Source organism: Bradyrhizobium sp. CB82 (genome assembly GCF_029714405.1).
Lineage (GTDB): Bacteria > Pseudomonadota > Alphaproteobacteria > Rhizobiales > Xanthobacteraceae > Bradyrhizobium.
The window spans coordinates 3,667,933-3,683,747 of record NZ_CP121650.1; the positions used below are offsets into that span (position 1 = coordinate 3,667,933).

At 61.1% G+C, this 15,815-nt stretch carries 21 protein-coding genes and 1 tRNA gene; 4 read left to right on the top strand and 18 right to left on the bottom strand.

Going from position 1 to position 15,815, the window contains the following annotated elements:
* Positions 1-10 precede the first annotated feature (10 nt).
* Complete coding sequence (locus QA640_RS17620; RefSeq protein WP_283041846.1) at positions 11-865, top strand: hypothetical protein; 855 nt, start codon at positions 11-13, stop codon at positions 863-865.
* Positions 866-877: 12 nt separating this feature from the next.
* Here QA640_RS17620 and QA640_RS17625 read toward each other — a convergent pair whose 3' ends face one another.
* Together QA640_RS17625 and QA640_RS17630 are read right to left on the bottom strand one after the other, a co-directional pair.
* Positions 878-1,210, bottom strand: a complete 333-nt coding sequence (locus QA640_RS17625; RefSeq protein ID WP_283041847.1) for a hypothetical protein — start codon at positions 1,208-1,210, stop codon at positions 878-880.
* A 75-nt stretch (positions 1,211-1,285) separates the two neighbouring features.
* Positions 1,286-1,654 (bottom strand): hypothetical protein, encoded by a 369-nt coding sequence (locus tag QA640_RS17630; RefSeq protein WP_283041848.1) that lies wholly within the window; start codon positions 1,652-1,654, stop codon positions 1,286-1,288.
* A gap of 207 nt (positions 1,655-1,861) precedes the next feature.
* On the opposite strand from QA640_RS17630, the gene QA640_RS17635 reads away from it, so the two are divergent.
* A complete protein-coding gene (locus QA640_RS17635) occupies positions 1,862-2,377 on the top strand; it encodes a hypothetical protein (protein WP_283041849.1) in 516 nt (171 codons plus the stop codon).
* Between the two features lie 10 nt (positions 2,378-2,387).
* On the opposite strand, the gene QA640_RS17640 is transcribed toward QA640_RS17635, so the two are convergent.
* The 3 genes from QA640_RS17640 to QA640_RS17650 form a co-directional block, all read right to left on the bottom strand.
* Positions 2,388-2,798: an ASCH domain-containing protein gene (locus QA640_RS17640; RefSeq protein ID WP_283041850.1), complete on the bottom strand. Its 411-nt coding sequence runs from the start codon at positions 2,796-2,798 to the stop codon at positions 2,388-2,390.
* A 122-nt stretch (positions 2,799-2,920) separates the two neighbouring features.
* Positions 2,921-3,472 carry a hypothetical protein gene (locus QA640_RS17645; RefSeq protein WP_283041851.1) on the bottom strand — a complete coding sequence of 184 codons (552 nt, stop codon included), beginning with the start codon at positions 3,470-3,472 and terminating at the stop codon, positions 2,921-2,923.
* An 80-nt stretch (positions 3,473-3,552) separates the two neighbouring features.
* The gene (locus QA640_RS17650) at positions 3,553-3,753 is read right to left on the bottom strand and encodes a hypothetical protein (RefSeq protein ID WP_283041852.1); all 201 of its coding nucleotides are present in this window, start codon (positions 3,751-3,753) and stop codon (positions 3,553-3,555) included.
* A 185-nt stretch (positions 3,754-3,938) separates the two neighbouring features.
* On the opposite strand from QA640_RS17650, the gene QA640_RS17655 reads away from it, so the two are divergent.
* Positions 3,939-4,391, top strand: coding sequence for a cupin domain-containing protein (locus QA640_RS17655; RefSeq protein ID WP_283041853.1), 453 nt, complete (start codon positions 3,939-3,941; stop codon positions 4,389-4,391).
* A gap of 998 nt (positions 4,392-5,389) precedes the next feature.
* Here QA640_RS17655 and QA640_RS17660 read toward each other — a convergent pair.
* The 13 genes from QA640_RS17660 to QA640_RS17720 all read right to left on the bottom strand — a co-directional run bounded on the left by QA640_RS17660 (position 5,390) and on the right by QA640_RS17720 (position 14,985).
* On the bottom strand, positions 5,390-5,821 hold the full coding sequence (locus QA640_RS17660) for a DUF4760 domain-containing protein (protein ID WP_283041854.1): 432 nt from the start codon (positions 5,819-5,821) through the stop codon (positions 5,390-5,392).
* Positions 5,822-5,973: 152 nt separating this feature from the next.
* The gene (locus QA640_RS17665) at positions 5,974-6,357 is read right to left on the bottom strand and encodes a hypothetical protein (RefSeq protein WP_283041855.1); all 384 of its coding nucleotides are present in this window, start codon (positions 6,355-6,357) and stop codon (positions 5,974-5,976) included.
* On the bottom strand, positions 6,354-7,364 hold the full coding sequence (locus QA640_RS17670) for a S49 family peptidase (protein WP_283041856.1): 1,011 nt from the start codon (positions 7,362-7,364) through the stop codon (positions 6,354-6,356). The genes QA640_RS17665 and QA640_RS17670 overlap by 4 nt, the downstream gene beginning before the upstream one ends.
* Before the next feature lie 2 nt (positions 7,365-7,366).
* Positions 7,367-8,269, bottom strand: coding sequence for a hypothetical protein (locus QA640_RS17675; RefSeq protein ID WP_283041857.1), 903 nt, complete (start codon positions 8,267-8,269; stop codon positions 7,367-7,369).
* Between the two features lie 1,435 nt (positions 8,270-9,704).
* Positions 9,705-10,334: a hypothetical protein gene (locus tag QA640_RS17680; RefSeq protein WP_283041858.1), complete on the bottom strand. Its 630-nt coding sequence runs from the start codon at positions 10,332-10,334 to the stop codon at positions 9,705-9,707.
* 125 nt (positions 10,335-10,459) lie between these two features.
* Positions 10,460-10,801 (bottom strand): DUF6074 family protein, encoded by a 342-nt coding sequence (locus QA640_RS17685; RefSeq protein WP_283041859.1) that lies wholly within the window; start codon positions 10,799-10,801, stop codon positions 10,460-10,462.
* A complete protein-coding gene (locus tag QA640_RS17690; protein ID WP_283041860.1) occupies positions 10,798-11,040 on the bottom strand; it encodes a DUF6074 family protein in 243 nt (80 codons plus the stop codon). The genes QA640_RS17685 and QA640_RS17690 overlap by 4 nt, the downstream gene beginning before the upstream one ends.
* 11 nt (positions 11,041-11,051) lie before the next feature.
* The gene (locus tag QA640_RS17695) at positions 11,052-11,294 is read right to left on the bottom strand and encodes a hypothetical protein (protein WP_283041861.1); all 243 of its coding nucleotides are present in this window, start codon (positions 11,292-11,294) and stop codon (positions 11,052-11,054) included.
* A 141-nt stretch (positions 11,295-11,435) separates the two neighbouring features.
* A complete protein-coding gene (locus QA640_RS17700; protein WP_283041862.1) occupies positions 11,436-11,741 on the bottom strand; it encodes a hypothetical protein in 306 nt (101 codons plus the stop codon).
* A gap of 80 nt (positions 11,742-11,821) precedes the next feature.
* Positions 11,822-12,685 carry a hypothetical protein gene (locus QA640_RS17705; protein WP_283041863.1) on the bottom strand — a complete coding sequence of 288 codons (864 nt, stop codon included), beginning with the start codon at positions 12,683-12,685 and terminating at the stop codon, positions 11,822-11,824.
* Positions 12,686-12,687: 2 nt separating this feature from the next.
* Positions 12,688-14,055 carry an integrase arm-type DNA-binding domain-containing protein gene (locus QA640_RS17710; protein WP_283041864.1) on the bottom strand — a complete coding sequence of 456 codons (1,368 nt, stop codon included), beginning with the start codon at positions 14,053-14,055 and terminating at the stop codon, positions 12,688-12,690.
* A gap of 198 nt (positions 14,056-14,253) precedes the next feature.
* Positions 14,254-14,328: transfer RNA gene (locus tag QA640_RS17715), tRNA-Thr, on the bottom strand.
* Between the two features lie 183 nt (positions 14,329-14,511).
* Complete coding sequence (locus QA640_RS17720) at positions 14,512-14,985, bottom strand: hypothetical protein (protein WP_283041865.1); 474 nt, start codon at positions 14,983-14,985, stop codon at positions 14,512-14,514.
* 315 nt (positions 14,986-15,300) lie between these two features.
* On the opposite strand from QA640_RS17720, the gene QA640_RS17725 reads away from it, so the two are divergent.
* Positions 15,301-15,795, top strand: a complete 495-nt coding sequence (locus QA640_RS17725) for a hypothetical protein (protein ID WP_283041866.1) — start codon at positions 15,301-15,303, stop codon at positions 15,793-15,795.
* Positions 15,796-15,815: the final 20 nt, after the last annotated feature.

Below are 15,815 nucleotides of genomic sequence, written 5' to 3' on the forward strand. Positions count from 1 at the left end.
AGAGACAATCTTGACGCTGGTTGCCGTTTGGAAGGTCCAGGGCGATCGCCTGATGGCGATCTCGGATAGCCGCATCGTTGGTAATCATGGCGTCCTTACTGAGCACGGTCCAAAGCTCCTGCCGATCACAATAAGCTGCAAGCAGCCAAGTGAGAGCGGTTCTTTTGACCGGGAGGTTTTCAGAGCCGACGTGGGCTTCGCATATAGCGGCGCGACGCTTAGCGCACTTGCGACCCACGCTCTCTCGAACACTTTTTTGGGAAAGCTGATTGGATCTCCCGGCGCACCTCCGCCCTCGATGGCGGACATAGCCCGATTTGTTGCTGGAGCCGGGGCAGAGTACATGCGCGAAGTCGGAAGCATCGCCCAACAAGGCGCATTCTTCGCCGCAGTCGTTTTCGGATGGTGTCACCGCGAGAACCGCTTGCGTGTGTTCAAGTTGGCCCCCCGCACAACAACGCCCTTGTCGGTCGATTTTCATGAGAAGGAGTTACTGGAAATAAGCCTAGAACGTCCTGCATCGCAGTCCGTGATTGTCATTGGCAGTTCGCCGGGACTGTTCGAGCAGGCGATCGAGGACGAACTTGCATCATGCAGGGAGCGTGGCGAAACGCATCCGATCGTTGCCTATGATGCTCCAAAGCGGGTGCTCCGCCGATTGATCGCGGATAACGAAGACGAGAAAGTGGGTGGGACTATCCAGCAGGCGTGGGCTACGGCGGGTGGTTTTCAAATTGTCTCGAATATGGAGCCGATCACTCCAACGCCGCCGTCGACCAGGAACGCCGGGCTTTTCCTGCTTGGGTTCGATACTTTCGATCTCGCGGGAGTTGGTGAATATTTGGTTTCGTCGGAAGGTCGGTAAAGTTGGGGCGCCTCAGAACACGTTCGCGAGCTGGTCGAGGAGCTCTTCCCACTCGCCGGGCTCGTACGTCACGAGGCGAAAGTCGCCAGCCTTGGACCAGCGCAGCTCCAGCACTTTCCGACCCAGGTGCCGGATCTGTATCCGTGAAAACTCATCCGGTCGCATCGGGCTTCGCGGCGTCAGGAGCGATCCGGACAACCCTTGGTGCGCGAACTCGCGCAGGTACTTGTCCTCGCCTTCGATCTCGATGATGCCGACGAGATCCTCAAAGCGAAGCACGTCATACGCCAGCCGCCCGAGCTGTTTCGCTCGCGTCAATCTCGCTTGGCGGTCGCTCGCTCTCATGGGCGGCTCCCTAGCGCGAGGAGCGGCGGCTCGCGCCGCCGCTCCATTGTCCGATCTCCTTTTCGCGTAACGTTGTCAGTTCGTGCCGTACTTGCGAAGAAGCGCCGTTTCGCCCGAAGGCACGACGAACTTCCACAGCGAAGGAAGATCAGCACTGCGTTGCTCCAGCAAGATGAGCGCACTGCGCAACAACCTCATCACACGCCTTTCGGACGCTAACCGCACCGGCGATGCTTTTTCACCCATGGTCGCGTTCATCTCGGACAACGCACACGCGATCTGAAACGCCGCACCCGTGATGCTTTGCGGCGAGAGATGGTCGGCCGTCAGAACGAGGTAGTGGAGCCTCTCGTAGGTGCGGTCGTCTTCATGTTCGAGCCAGTGCTTGGCAAGCGCGTCGTACTTCAAAGCCAGGGTCAGGACAGGGCAGGTCTGCTGTTGCAAGTCGTTTCTCCTCTCGCGCTGAGCGCGCTGTTGTTCACGAGAAGAAGCGTAACGGCGTGCCTCACAATGCCAAGGGAAAAGCCTGCTACAAACTGTAGGTGTGGAATACTACAATCTGTAGCCGAGCACACATTTCGTAGTATAGCGAAGCCAACCCGTTTTCGTCTAAGACGATGATGGGCGCTAAAGATGCTTGGGGGTGGCTACATGAGGGCGATTGAAGTTTCGGTTCTAGCGACGATGCTGCTCGCTGCAACCGTCTGCGCTCACGCGAAGGATGAACGCCAAGTCGTCGGATCGTGGCTGATTGACAACAAAGAAGATCGATTTGGGAATGGTGGGACGTTCATCGCTGCGGTGCCAGATGTGAGTGCTAGCGCCAATTCTGGCACAGCTCTCGTAGTTCGCTGCATCGAAAAGGATCTTTCTATTGCCCTGCTCGATAGCGCGCAGATTGATCCGAAACCTTTGAAAATTGGCACGGCATACGTCGTGAAGCTACGTACCGATACCGAACCAGTCATGACTACGGTCGGCAAAGCGATCAACGAGCGCCTAATTCAGGTTGAAACTCAAGCCGACATGGTTCGCACGATACGAAAAGGGCGAGAGACAGCGATACGCTTGGAGAACAGCGATGGCGTGTCGCGAACCATCATCTTTCAGACCAAAGGAAATGCGAAGGCGCTCGCACGGATCGCGGCGGAATGCAAACTAGACTGATGTGATCGCTTTATATTTCGCACCCGCACCGGTCCAGTAGCTCGGGCGGCGCGTCGCGCAGCGAGAGCGCCCCCTTCCAGCGGACGAACGGCAGCGGCCGCGAGTTGGCGAGCACGAACGCGAAGTGCTCGGGTGCGTACCAGCGGCTTGGGTGTGGCCGGACGCAATCGACGATCTCGGTGATGCCGATCACGCCACCCAGCTGCTGCTCGTCTGTGAGACGCACTCCGAAGCGCCTCTCGATCTTGTCCGGCCGGATCGCGTCCGGACGCTGGCTTGCGTGGATCAGGACCGGACCGCGATAGTTGGTCGCCCAGGAGCGGTTCTCGACGTCCTTGAGCTCGACTGCTCCGGTCTCGACGTCTTTGCCGCCGGTGATGATTAAAGCCGCCCAGGGCTGGCGTATGGAGATGATCTTCATGCCCCGATCAGACTATCGGCTGACCTCGCAAAGCCAACGGAAAAGCCGCTGTTCAACAGCAAAATACGCAACGTTGGAGTGCAGCCTCCACTCGACACGCGCAATGCTGAGGATGGTCGCAATCAACGGCGCTCCATCAGCCAGACCTCGAATTCAGGCTTCATCCTGCCCGTCGACTGCAGATAGAGACCGATGTTGAACCGGCGGTGGCCTTCAATAAGAACGTAGCCTTTCGGCAGAGCGTCTGACGCAAATCTCGCGGTCTCCGCATTCACATGCCCATCCCGATTGTCGAGAATGATGAGCGGCGCCGGGAAGTCGCGATGCTCCAGCATGTAAGCTACCGTGCGGTAGGGCTCATTGAAGGGCCAATCTTCTACTAATTCCTTGCCCTTCCTTACGCATGTCAGGTTGTTCGGGTCGAAGTTGCTCCAAGTCGAGAGAACCTCAAATAGCTTCTGCCCTGACCAGCGTACCAAGGTGAACTTGTAGTCGGCCGATTTCAGAAAGGCGTAGGGTGAATGGCTCCAATGCTCATGTAGCCAATACCTCGCGACGTTCTCCGGCACGTTCGGGAAGTGTAATCTAACTTTTGGCCACCATTCGTCAAAGGGGGTCTTGACGGCACCGCTGTTCTCGAACTCAGGGGCGAGATGCTCGGGATAGTCGTCCACTGGATGCCCTCCGATTGACCATGCAAGTCCTGCAGCGGCTTGCTACCGCACGATGCCGGATCTGCCAACAGGGCTGGTACCTAGCTGCTTCTGCTCGCCAGCGCCTCCAATAGCGCCGCCTTCTTCGCCTCCATGAACTCCGAGTAACGCAGCGACGGGTCGACCGCACGCGCCTCTTTGAATGACTGGTTCAACTCCCGCAGCTCGCCCTTGGACTTCATCGCCGTCAGCCGAGCATTCACGTGCGCGACCGCCGCTCGTTCTCGGGTTTCGTTTTTCACGTCGGTCTGTCGGGGAATACCGGACGCACCCAAAGCTTAGAGGAAATCGCCGCTTGTGACCCAATTCGGACTTGGTTCGCGATAAACGACACAAGCCGATCCGAAAATTAACCGCCCTCAGTCTTAGTTTTCGCTGTATGCTATGGGCGTTCCAGCTCCGCAACAACATTAGGGAGGAGGCTAGGATGAAAAAGTCCTTTGTCGCCGCCACTTTGATCGTGTTGGCAAGTTCTGCGATGGCTCAAGATGCGATGCAGGTGGTCAAGCCCGATGGGCTGACGTGGATAGAACATCCGGTCTTTAGGGGCGCGCATACCGCCATCCTGATCGGTAACCCAACAAAGGCCGAGACGATCGTTCAGCGGGTGAAATTCCCGCCGAATTATAAAGTGCCGCCACACACCCATCCTTATGCCGAGGTCGTCACCGTGATGAGTGGCAGCTTTGGGAACGCCATGGGGGAAAAGTTTGATCCCGCGAAAGGCGAGATATTGAAGCCGGGCTCCGTCTTCGCGCTGCCGGCAAAGCACCCCCATTATGTTTGGACGACAAACGAAGAAACGATGGTCCAAATTGTGTTCACCGGGCCGGGTGGCATCGAGTTCATCGATCCAGGCGACGATCCGCGCAATAAGTAAAAACGAAGCGCCGAAGCATAAAAAAGAGACCCCCTCAATTGGTGGCCTCTTTCTTGGCCAACAGAGGAGCGGAGCATGCCCAGCGTCTCCGAATGCCGCGAGCTAGCCAGCAGCTATAATACCCAGTCGAGAATAGATGGGATCTCCCCGAGGCGGGCCACTCTGCTTAGAAACATCGCGCATAGCCTTAGCAGTTTAGCGCACCAATTGGAGATGCTCGCGGAAGATGTCGCCTCGCAAAAGTAAGTGCACACGGAGGCGAGCCGATGCGATGTGTTTGGAGAGGATTTAGCCGTCTCTTCCCTCACGCTCGTCAGCGGGGACTATTGATGGTGAGCGTTCCTCCAATTCCCGAAGCCGTTCGATTTGGTCTCTAAGGCTGTCCGGTTGCTCCGGCGTAGGCTTCAGCGACACGCGCAGGTTCTGGCCAATCACTTTCATAATTGCTTGGCTGTGTTTGTGGTCTATGTCGTCGCGATATGGCATAGCGACGTCTCCTTCGACAAAAGGGCGCGGAGATTTAGAAATCAGCGCCTGCCTACCGCAGCTTTTCCGCCTCCGAGCATTCCGTGAAACTGGAGACCGCCGCTTTTGGCTATCTGCGCGAGCGCTTTGTAGTTGCAGCGGGTCTTGCGTAGAACCTTTGGCTATCCGCGACATGCGCCGTTTAGTTGACGGCGAGCGACGGTCTCACCGTGCCAAGTCGCGCCGAGACACTTCGTTCCGAATTATCTTAGTGCGAAGATACGTCCGGCTTGCTGCCCAAGACAGCGTCGGCGCCACAGACTGGCCGGGCCAACACCTGCTCCGACCGACCCAGCCTGACGCAGATGTCTGGGCTCACGCGCTGGAGTGAAGTTCGGAATGGACGTCGGGATCTGGCCCTTAGTTGGACGTTCACGCGGACACCGTTGATGTCTGCTTTTGAGGGCACCGCGAACGCCGCCTAGCCGCTCGACATCGTCGCGACCCCTGCGCGCGGCATTGCCCGGCCTCACCTAGTGCATCGCAACTACCCGATTTTTACTGTGCCATTCGTTTACTCTTGCGCTCCACCTCTCGTACAAGCTCGTCAGCTCAAGATATGCCGCCCCGTGACTAGGCCGTTGCCTTAGACGCTTGATCAGAGGCTCGCACTCGTTGCAATGGCGGATCAGAGTATCGGCCCAGAAGTGGTAGGCAACGTCCTCGTCGATGACGCCCTTCCTGATGCCGACGGCGAGAAGCTCGTGGATATTTAAATACGATCTTACGTGAGCGTAGTCGTCGCTAGCCTCAAACCTCGCCATCAGCGTTGAGTTATCGGTATGCTTGGCCAAAATCAGCGCAGCCGCTTCATACCTCGCATGCGCGGTAAGCATCGGCTGATCCATCTCGGTCTTGATGAAAAAGTCGACGGCCGCTCTGTTCTTCGCAATACTGCGCTGCACTCGGATCGCTCGCATTGCCACGAAACTAGCTATCAACGCGATACTCGCCGTTGCTATCGGCGCGTGCGACGCCCACCACTCCCAATCCATCGTGTCCCCCCCACAAAAGTCACCAAACGAGGTGTATAAAACTGCCGACACACGTACAATTATCATTTGGTTGGAAGGCCATCCGCTTGCCTCGAAGACCTTGCACATTGCGTGTTTGCCTTCACTTGCTCGCTGTTATCGACCACCACTCGAAGCGACCTGCGCAAGGCCTGGCAGTCGGCCTCTTCGGGCGAATAGGTCTCCATGAACTGCGCAGCGCTCTCGACGGTTGTCGAGGGTTGAAACGCCAAGATGATCAAAGCCTTTTCGAGACCAGGACGAGGCGTGACTTTCTCGAGGATGGAGGCGACCCTAGCGCGCTCGAACTCGATGCCCGCCAGGATCGCGCGTTCAACGGCGCTTTCGAGCGATCTCTCGCGGTCGTCAAAGACGGCATTCATCACGGCGCAGCGCACATTGGCGATGGTTGTCTCATCAGCGCTCATGATTTGCGTTCCGCGAGAGCTGCCGCTGCGCCGGCGCGTACGCCGGCAGCGTGCGCATCCTTAAGACGCTCGATCGAGGCGTCAATCTTTCCGCGCGTGCGCTCTATCAGGTCGTACTTCGTCCAAGTGCTCCCGGCCTGTTTATGAAAACCTGCCAGATCTTGCATCACCGTTTCCACGGTACCGACTTCGTCGGCGAGCCCGACCTCAACGGCTTCTGCGCCGAGATAGGTGCGCGCTTCGGTGGAGCGGAGTGCCTCGACTGAGAGCCTTGGACGGTGCGATGCGACGCTATCGACGAACATCTTGTAGTGCGTGTCGACTTCCCTTTGGAGGTCAGACTTAACCTCCGTCGACAACGGTTGGAGTTCGTTGCCGTCAACCTTGTGCTTGCCAGCGAAGATGAAGGTCGGCACCAAGCCGTGGTCGGCGAGCTGCTGTGACCGATCGAGGTGAAGCATCACGACGCCGATGCTTCCGGTAACAGCCGTCTTGGTCACTACGATCTGGCTGGCCGCTGCCGCAATCATGTAGGCGGCAGAGGCGCAAAGCGAGTTCGATACTGCGACGACAGGTCGCTTTCGTGCGACCGCATGGATGACGTCGGCGCATTCGATTGCGCCCGTCGCCGCGCCGCCGGGCGAGTGGATGTCAAGCAGGATAGACGTTACATCCGGATCGGCGTCCGCAGCTCGAACCGCGCCAGAAACGGCGTCGTAGGAGACGAGCCCACTCTCGGCGTCGAGACCACCGGCGCGGGTCACGAGTGATCCAATCACCGGGACCATCGCGATGCCGCCGCCAATCTTGGCGTAGCCGTTCGCTGGTCTACTGCGAACCGGCGCGCGGGTGGCCAACGGCGGACCAGCGGACCGCACGAAGGCCGCGAGGTCGCCATCCAGCCCGACCCGGTTGGCCAGGACAGCCGCGATAGTCGCGGCCTTTCGTGGTTCGAGAAACAGCGGCACCCCGAACAATTCCGCCGCGACGCGGGCGAGGATCTCCATCGTCAGTTCCTTTCTGGCGCCTGCATCACGTCCGCAAGCCCGAGCGAGGCTCGCGGGTCGATGTCCGACGGCGGCAAGAGACCGGCCAGATCGGCGAAGGCGGCTTCCTCGCGCTCGCTGGCGAGAATATCTCCGTCGATCTCCTTGAGCTTTTCGAGCCGCTGGGCAGGCGAAAGGGCGATCGCGTCGTCTGCCGTCGCGTCAATCTCTCGCTCGATCGCGGCGCGCAGTTCTGTCGGAAAGATCCAGGCCAATAGTCCCACGACGTCGACGGCGAACACGTCGGAGCTGCCCTGTTGCTCAAGGCACGCGCGGTTTTTCGGAAAGTAAATCGGCTCAAGCCTGTCGACCAGATTGGTAACGTCCGGCTTCGCTGCTTCGACCCGGGCCTGCATCTGCCGCCAAGCAAAGTCCTTTGCCATCGCGCTCGGAAAAGGCGCTGCCAAAACTTCTTGACGGTCCGCCCGGAGCGAGCGCGTGCGGCGGGCGGCGCGCTCGATGCCGGCAAGGGCAGTTTCACCGTTCCTCAACTGCGGAGCGCCGCCCTCGTACATCCTGATCCCGATGGGGGCATTGGCGCGAACGTAGCGTTCGAGTTGCTCGCTCAGCCTGTGCGCTGCATTCCAAATCGGACCCAGCTTCTCGACCCGGGCGACGAGCTCATGGCGGACCTTTTCGCTGCGGTCAATGTCCGCCTGTTGGCGCGCCAGCTGAGCCTTGTCGCGTTTTCCACGCTCCAATTCACGAAGCCGCTCCCGGTCAGTTTGTAGCTTGGTTATTGCCTCGCGCATCTGGGCGGAAGTCTCGAGCACCGCCGCATGGCGCTGCGCGGCGATATCTCGAAAGGTCTGGAGCCGCTCCCGCACAGCGTGCGGGATGGTCAGTGTATCGAGCAGGTCTGTCACAACGTGGTTCTCCAACATGACGTTGGAGGTCATCCTGACGAGTTGCATTGCTCATCGCGAATGCGCAAGTATTCGCCTGATTTGTCCGGCGCTTAGAGCGCGTGGGAATATCCGTGTGATCTCCCAGAGCGCGCCGCGGATCGTCCCAATGTGTCGTACGGGACAGGTTGTCGACGAGCGATCGCGTCGCCATGCTGTGTCAACATAGCGGCCCCACTGAGAGGCGATTTCGTGTGCCGCATCATGATCCGAGCGATCCGCATAAAATCGCCCCCGGCACTCCACGATCAGCGCATCCCGCTTTACGTACATCGCTGCTGACAGCATCGCCTTGCGCAGCGCCGCCGCGACGCGGCGCTTCGACGCGGTCAGCTCCTCGCCGGCTTCGACCGCTCCAAGGATGCGTTGGAGGTCGCCAGTGTCGCCTCGATCAGCCATCAATGGGTCCGAGATCGAGCGGCGGGAAAGGGCGATCCGCGAGCGCGAATAGCAAGCGTCGCCGGTGACGACCGACGACGACCACCCGTCCTCTGGCGACCAGGTGACTGAGCGCGCGGCGGGCCGAATTCAGCTGCGACCGCGTGCAGGACGGCGGTCGCGATCGGCAGATGCGGCCAGCGAATGCGAAGCCGGCGATCTCTCGGACCGAGAGGCGGTCGACCCGTTCGAGAACGCGGATTAGCTCCCGTCGCAAGGCGAGCGGACGACCCGAAAAACATCGCCGGGAGCGGTTCGGGCCCTCAGGCATGGACCACCGGGAAGGAAACAAAACCTCGGTTTTTAAAATCCCAGATACGGTGATTTACCGGGCCCATCGCGCTCGCATGGCGGCGGCGCGGTGAAAGATACTTACCGAAATTCCGCGGCATTCGCGGGCGCAGCGCGGCTGGCAGCGGCGCTGGTGCGGGTTCACCGGTCCTGGCGTCGAAACACTGAGCACGCGGCGCACCGCCGCCAGTGAGCGGCGCAGGAGAGGCAATGCCGCTGATGAGAGAGGCACTGGTGGCTCTCCGTCCGGTCCGCGTCTCCACAACTCCACGCCGAGCCAGCTCGCCAGCACCCTGCGCTCGCTCGCGCACGCGCGTTCTTTCTATCGTCTTGGCGTGCTGGTGGTGAAGACGGGCGGTTTCGCGGTGAGCATTGAACCCATCGCCGGTGCTCGGCGGCCGGACGCGCTGGGGCGCGCCGGCCTCGCTGATCTGGTTGGAGGGCCGGCGGCGATCAGCCGACCGACCCTTGCGCTCAATCTCGACCGCTGTGCAGCCCGGCAGTCCGCTATCAGTTATATAAGAATACTGCGGACGCACTTTCCCTATCGATAGGATTTCCGCGTCCGCAGTCTGAAATCCAGACTGCGGACAGCCTTTTTCTATCGTGATCCTACCGATAGGATTTTGTGTCCGCAGTCTGAGCAGGGGAGCGGTTGGAGCCACACTCACGGGTTGCTCCGCCGGATCTTAGCAACCTGAAATCTCGGTCCAGGGATGACCCTCTTTTCGAGCTGACCTTGGGCGAGGCCGAGTTTCACGGCATCATGAACTGCGGCCGCTAGATGCTTCCCGGTCTTGCCGGCGAAGTGAGTGGGGCTCTTGCGCTTAGCCTCTGCGCCGGCGGTCTTGATGCTCACCCAGTTGGACGGAAGGATCCTCAAGATTGCCTCCAGCCGGCGGGCGACCACGCTAACCTTAGGCTCCGGATGCAGTCGAGCCTCAGCTCGCTCCCTTCGCTTGCGGTCTCGATCGTTGGCTCTCGACAAGACCTCCATCGCCTCATCAGACATACCAGCAGCTCGGAAGGTTCGGATGCGAGCCCGCTTGCGCTCAGCCTCGGTGACATCGAGATCGTTTCCCAAGGCCTCGGCAGACCAGTAGCGCTGACTGTGGAAAGCCTCTCCGACCGCTGCCGCCCGCTCGTCAGGCGTCATCCAGCTGCAGCGCAGGGCCAGGAAGTTGTCGGCTCGCCGTCGCCCTTCGCTCCCGCAGAGCGCATAGGTGTCGAGCACTCTGTCCCGGAAGCGAGGGCCAGCTTCGTCGTTGGGTATCTTGCGGCCGTAACGGATTGCCATCAGGCGAAGCAGCTCTGGTGGGCGAAACCGCGCAACATGGTCGTCTGTTCGGCCTGGTCGGCCAGCACTCTCAGGTCGATCGGCGTTCTCTGTCGCGTTGACGTCGTGGGCGAGGTTGGTGCTCCTCATTGATCACCATCCCGGAGCAAGACCCGCCGCCAGAGCTCGGCTCTCACCGCGCCCTCGAAGCGGCGCACCTCGCGTTCGGCTGTCGCCGGCGTGACACCCAGCTCATCTAGGGTTCGGCGGAGAGCCCTCAGGTTTCTTTGAACATGTTGCTCGCCTCGTTCGGCGTCGAGCGTGAGGACAAAGTCGACGTGACGTTTGACGTGATCTGCGCCGCGGAAGCGTCCCGGGAGTAGGAGGATCTTCGCCTTGCGCTGGGCGATCTCGACATGGAGCCGAGGTGGAGGAGGTGTTGCTACAGGTCGGTGACTTGCGGCAATGGCGGCGAACCGTTCGGTCATGCTGCACCTGCCTCAAGTTGCAGTTGCTGCCAGCGCTGCCAGGCTGCCCGCGCCAAATCGTGACATTCTCGGTCGATGTCGCCTTCAGCGACGCCTAGGTCCTCAAGCCTGCCGGCGATGACTTCAAGCACGAACGCCAGTTCATCCTCGGCATCATCAACCGAGCCCTTCGTCGACATTTGCGCCGCCACTCGGTTCACCATGCCGGCGTTCCGAGAGTTGGGGAATGCAAGCATCATCGTCCGTCTCCTCAGAAAACTTCGTCGTCCACCGTCGTGGGCTCGGCGGCGCGCGCTTTCGGCGTGCGGACGCCGAGCTGCTGAAGCCAGCGCAGCGCGTCCGCGAGTTGACGCTTGATCTCGAAGAGCTCAGCGTACGTCATGCCGCCAGCCAGATCGCGATGCTGATGCTCTCGGCAGAACGACGACAGGTCGCGTGCAAGGCCGATCAGTTTGCTTGCGCGGCGAACGGGGCTCGGATGGCGTTCACGCATCCTCAGATCCTCGATGGTGGGGAAGGGAAGGGCGCCCCCAGGCACCGGAGCGGACCTGGGGGCGTTTGCCGCCGGCGTACTTCCGGCCGGCGGCGGCTGCGCCGGCGCCGGAGACTGCCTCGGCGCGGCTGCAAGTCGATCTCATGCGGCGCGGGAGCGCGCGGCAGCGATCAACGACCTGTAGTATTCGTGAAGGTTTTTTGCCGCGACGTTTCGCCGGCTGCCATTTGGGACCAGCACGAAAACGCCCTCGGCCACGAGTTCGTAGAAGCGCGTCATCCCGACGTTCGCCACGCGGCAGGCTGTCTTGATGTCGTTGAGCGGAGAGAGACTATGCGCTTTGACAAAGTCCTCGTAGCTCAGATCCAGATCGTGAGCTGGCTCGGTTTGCTGTTCGATGTTCGTCGCGTCTTGCGCCCGATCCCCGCTTTTCGTGTTCTTCCGCATTGCCCCGTCCACGTTCGTTGTGTGTACGAGATCGCTCCTACAGAAGATCGGAACATTCGATAAGGACGCACCCAAGCCTATCAGGGGCTAAGGTGTGTCTGGAGCCAGGCCTCACCCTTGCGCTTGATGGCGGTCTTGATCGGCCGCTCCCATTTCCATTCCTTGGGCGCGGGCTCCTCGAGACTGTTCCAGATCGCTTCGATGAAGCCGACGAAGGCTCCCTGAGCGGTTGGTCGCTCCCCAACGAGCCAAATCCACGTATCCCCTAGCTGGGACACAAACTCGACGCGCCAGACGTTCTTTGCGTCCTCCTCGCTTTTTACGACTTGGGAGAGCGCGAGGTGATGTGCGCTAACTTCGGCCCGCACCGATGGGAGAAGCTCGCCCAATTCTGCGAGCAATTCGGACGCGCGCTTCGTTGCTTCTAGGCCGGAGAAGTCCGGCTCGAGCAGTTGGTTGTGGGCAACACGCAATGACGCCAAGTTGGCGACCTGCGAAAGGTCCGACGCGTGCTTGGTGACCACGTCGGCGATGTTCCCGATTTTGCTGCTGCGCGCGGCAGCGCTGGTGAGGGGTGACCGGATCGTCTTGGCTATAGCTTCGGCTTTTCGTTGCTCGCTGCACGCGCGCGAAAGAGCGTAGCTCGCACCGCGGCGCGCAATCTCATACGGGCAATGAGCGCCGAAGGTCGCGGCGTCGCGGAGCTGAATAACCCTGTTCCGGCCGCGCACGTTGCCCTTTATCAGGCCCGTTACAAATTCATCGATTGGAAGTGCTCTCTTCGGTTCTTTCCAGGGCACCCAGCCCGGTGGTGCGGAGAAACTGCTGTCTGTGAAGTCGAGGTCGCCGTCTCCCCAAAGTCGCCGCTCGATCCTGGCGAGCGACCACCGCATTTTGCGATCGCCGAAAACGGCAGGGGCATCGTTCCAATGAAGCACCACCATGTTCAAGCTCTCAACTGCACCACGCGGCCAAACCCGCGGAGCTCGTCGAGATAGTCGGCCCACCATTGCGACAGTCTGCGCCGCTGCTCGTGGTACGCCGCGTCGTTGTACGTGCCGCGCACAGCATCCTCGTCCATATGGTTCAACGCGGTCTCGATGACGTCGGCTCGCGCAGCGTGAGCTTCGTTCGCCAACGTCGAGAACGCGCTGCGGAAGCCGTGACCCACGTGGTCACTGTTTGCGTAGCCGAGCCGCCGCAGCGCCGAATTCATCGCGCTTTCCGATAACGGGCGATACCGGGATCGCTTCACCGGCTGCCCGTCCTTTCCAACGGTGCGGCGCGGTTGCTGGCATGGGAAGAGGAAATCAGCGCCGGCAGCCACGCGCTCGGCGCTTTCCGCCGTCCACCCGGTGAGTTGCCGAAGCTCTTGCAGCAACGCCACTGCCTGCCGGCTGAGGTAAACCGTGTGGCTCTTGCGCATCTTCATGAGCGAGGGCGGCAACGTGACGACCGGCTCGGCGCTGTCAGCGGCGATCCAAGACCAGCGTAGTCGCCTCAGTTCGCCCGGCCGCAGCCCAGTCAGCGCGAGCAATTCGAGCGCTAGGCGGGTTTGCGGCGCGCCGTGATAGCCGCGCACGTCGCGGAGGAGCTTGCCGAACCGCCGCGCCGCGTCCCCGTCGCGGTCACCGTCGCGCGCATCCGTGACGCTGGCGTGGTGCTGCACGGCCTTGGCGCCCCTAATCGTGATGTCGCTGTTCCTGGTATCGCCTAGCGGGTTGACCGGGATAGCGCCACGTCTGGCTGCACGGGCAAGCACGCGGCTGACCGTCGCGCGGCATCGGTGGGCTGTATCACGTTGACCGCGCGCACCGATGCGATCTAGCGCGTCCACGATCTGCGCAGTGGTCAATGTGCGCGCATCGAGCTTGCCGAGCTGGGGCCGAACCAGCGACAGCAACCAATCCAATTTTTCGATCGTCTCCGGCGACTTTTTGCGCTGGTCTTTAGGCGCGTCTAGTCCACCTGTGAGGCTGCGCTGATCCTCGAGCCAATCGTCAGCGATGCGGTCGAACGTTGTCAGATGCGCTACGGCCGCGGCCTGCTTATCGGCCCTCCGTTTCTCGGATGGATCGATCCCCGCTGCCAACATTTTCTTGTTGGCGTCGCGCGCGTCGCGCGCGGCCGCGAGGCCGACGTGGGGATAAACACCCAACGAGATCGTCTTCTGCTTGCCGCGGAACCGGTATGCCTGACGCCAGAGGCGTGATCCTCCCGTCTCCACCAGCAAGTAGAGCCCGCCGCTATCGCTCAGCTTGTACGGCTTTTCGGATTTCTTGGCGGCTCGACAGGCTGCGTCCGTCAGTGCCATCGCTCACCTTCGATTTTTCGCGTTTCCCGAACGTCTGTTGGTATCTCCTCCGCCCGCGACCACACGTACCAACAGAGATACCAACAAAAAGCGCGGTGGCTGGCGGAGGGGTACGAACGCAAACGAAGGGAAAATAGCGACGTTTCAGCGGCTTATGCCGCTCAAACGAAGACTAGCGAAAGCGGGTGAATAGTCAATTGGTGCCGGCTGAGGGGATTGAACCCCCGACCTTCGGTTTACAAAACCGCTGCTCTACCGCTGAGCTAAGCCGGCCACTTTCAGGGAACAACAAGCCGGCAAGGCCGGCGGGTCCGCTTGGGTGCGGTCGCAATACCAGACTTGTCTGAAAAGTGCCAGAACCGAGGGCGCTGTCTCCCGGGAGCCGGTTCAAGCGCAAGCGGTCAAAAAAAAGGCGGCCCGAGGGCCGCCTGAACAATTCAGCCTGACAGCGAACGTCTACTGGCAGAGGTGCTGGCGGCCGTCGTCGCCCTTGAACAAGGTGCCAGGCCTGCAAACGATGCCGTTGCGGGCGGCGTAGCTGTTCCAGTCGCCGTGCCAGGCGGGACCGCCCTGGTCATAATAGGCGTAGGAATTATTCCAGCCGCGGAACGGGGCGGTTGCGATTGCGCCTGCGGTGCCAACGGCAGCGCCGGTGACGGCGGCCGCGGTGCCGACGGCGGCACCGGCAGTCGCAGCTGCCGCGTCTGCCGGCCAGAAGCCCGTCTGATCATTCGGACGCGCTTGCCGATAGGCGGTGCGTTGGTGACGATAGTGCCTGCCCGTGGCCGTGCCGGGGGCGACGTTCTGGCAAGCAGGATCCTTGAAGAGGCCCGCGCAGCGGTTCGGGTCGGGCGCCATTTGCGCGAAAGCAGGTGTCGCCAGCGCGGACGCGAGGATCGCAGCCGCGGCAAGAAGCTTCAGGCTCGTCATGGCGTTTGCTCCATGTGATTGAGACGTTTGGTAAGTGCGGCGTGCGGCCGTGGTTCCGCCGTTTGTCGCCGGTGGGGTCACATCGACGTGAGCCCGTGCAGGGTGTGAGTTTGTTGCTGCGCAACCACATCCGGGCGGCGTCATGCGACGGGCCGAGCGCGCGGTTGCCGTTAACGCTTCGATAGCGCCGGTGCGCGCATTTGAGCGCCCGCCAATCCTTACGCGTTAGGCTTACCAGAATTTCAGCGGCCTGCCTTAACACTCTGACTGTGGTGATCGGATAGGTTCTCGGCCGATTAATCCGGGACCCCTTTCATGCGCGCTGTCGCGCTCCTTGCGTTTTTGGCCGGACTGCCCGCGACGGCGCTTGCCGGTGACGGCTTCGACATCGTGATTCCTGGCCGTCCCGGCGTGCCCGTCATCATCAATGGCATCGATGCGTCCTATACCGTCGTCGAAGGCGAATGGGGGCTGGCGAAAAACGTGCAGGTGCAGCCCACGATCTATGGCGGGCGCTACATCGGCGAGCGGCAGCCGAGCGATGTCGGCCATTATTATCCGAGCATGGGCTTGCGGCCCGGCTATGGCCGTCTCGAGGTCGAGCCGCCCACGAATCGCAAGTCGCCACAGCCGGCCGAGAGCTACTACCGGAGCTGGGGCGTGCAATCGGCGCCGCTGCCGCCGCAGGTGGATGTGCCGGCCAATCCGCCGCCGGTGATCCTTGCTCCGCAGATCGACGTCGATCCGCATCGTCATGTCCGCCCGTCGCCTCACGCGGAGGCACCCGGCAATCCTGAGCTGCACAAGTAGTCCGGGCAGATCAATACCAA

Excerpts from the sequence above, each read along its gene's own strand:
- QA640_RS17725 (WP_283041866.1), top strand. The coding sequence starts at position 15,301 with ATGCGCGCTGTCGCGCTCCTTGCGTTTTTGGCCGGACTGCCCGCGACG.
- QA640_RS17670 (WP_283041856.1), bottom strand. The coding sequence starts at position 7,364 with ATGGAGATCCTCGCCCGCGTCGCGGCGGAATTGTTCGGGGTGCCGCTG.
- QA640_RS17625 (WP_283041847.1), bottom strand. The coding sequence starts at position 1,210 with ATGAGAGCGAGCGACCGCCAAGCGAGATTGACGCGAGCGAAACAGCTC.
- QA640_RS17700 (WP_283041862.1), bottom strand. The coding sequence starts at position 11,741 with ATGCGGAAGAACACGAAAAGCGGGGATCGGGCGCAAGACGCGACGAAC.
- QA640_RS17685 (WP_283041859.1), bottom strand. The coding sequence starts at position 10,801 with ATGACCGAACGGTTCGCCGCCATTGCCGCAAGTCACCGACCTGTAGCA.
- QA640_RS17640 (WP_283041850.1), bottom strand. The coding sequence starts at position 2,798 with ATGAAGATCATCTCCATACGCCAGCCCTGGGCGGCTTTAATCATCACC.
- QA640_RS17665 (WP_283041855.1), bottom strand. The coding sequence starts at position 6,357 with ATGAGCGCTGATGAGACAACCATCGCCAATGTGCGCTGCGCCGTGATG.
- QA640_RS17690 (WP_283041860.1), bottom strand. The coding sequence starts at position 11,040 with ATGATGCTTGCATTCCCCAACTCTCGGAACGCCGGCATGGTGAACCGA.
- QA640_RS17655 (WP_283041853.1), top strand. The coding sequence starts at position 3,939 with ATGAAAAAGTCCTTTGTCGCCGCCACTTTGATCGTGTTGGCAAGTTCT.
- QA640_RS17635 (WP_283041849.1), top strand. The coding sequence starts at position 1,862 with ATGAGGGCGATTGAAGTTTCGGTTCTAGCGACGATGCTGCTCGCTGCA.
- QA640_RS17695 (WP_283041861.1), bottom strand. The coding sequence starts at position 11,294 with ATGCGTGAACGCCATCCGAGCCCCGTTCGCCGCGCAAGCAAACTGATC.
- QA640_RS17710 (WP_283041864.1), bottom strand. The coding sequence starts at position 14,055 with ATGGCACTGACGGACGCAGCCTGTCGAGCCGCCAAGAAATCCGAAAAG.
- QA640_RS17680 (WP_283041858.1), bottom strand. The coding sequence starts at position 10,334 with ATGGCAATCCGTTACGGCCGCAAGATACCCAACGACGAAGCTGGCCCT.
- QA640_RS17720 (WP_283041865.1), bottom strand. The coding sequence starts at position 14,985 with ATGACGAGCCTGAAGCTTCTTGCCGCGGCTGCGATCCTCGCGTCCGCG.
- QA640_RS17705 (WP_283041863.1), bottom strand. The coding sequence starts at position 12,685 with ATGGTGGTGCTTCATTGGAACGATGCCCCTGCCGTTTTCGGCGATCGC.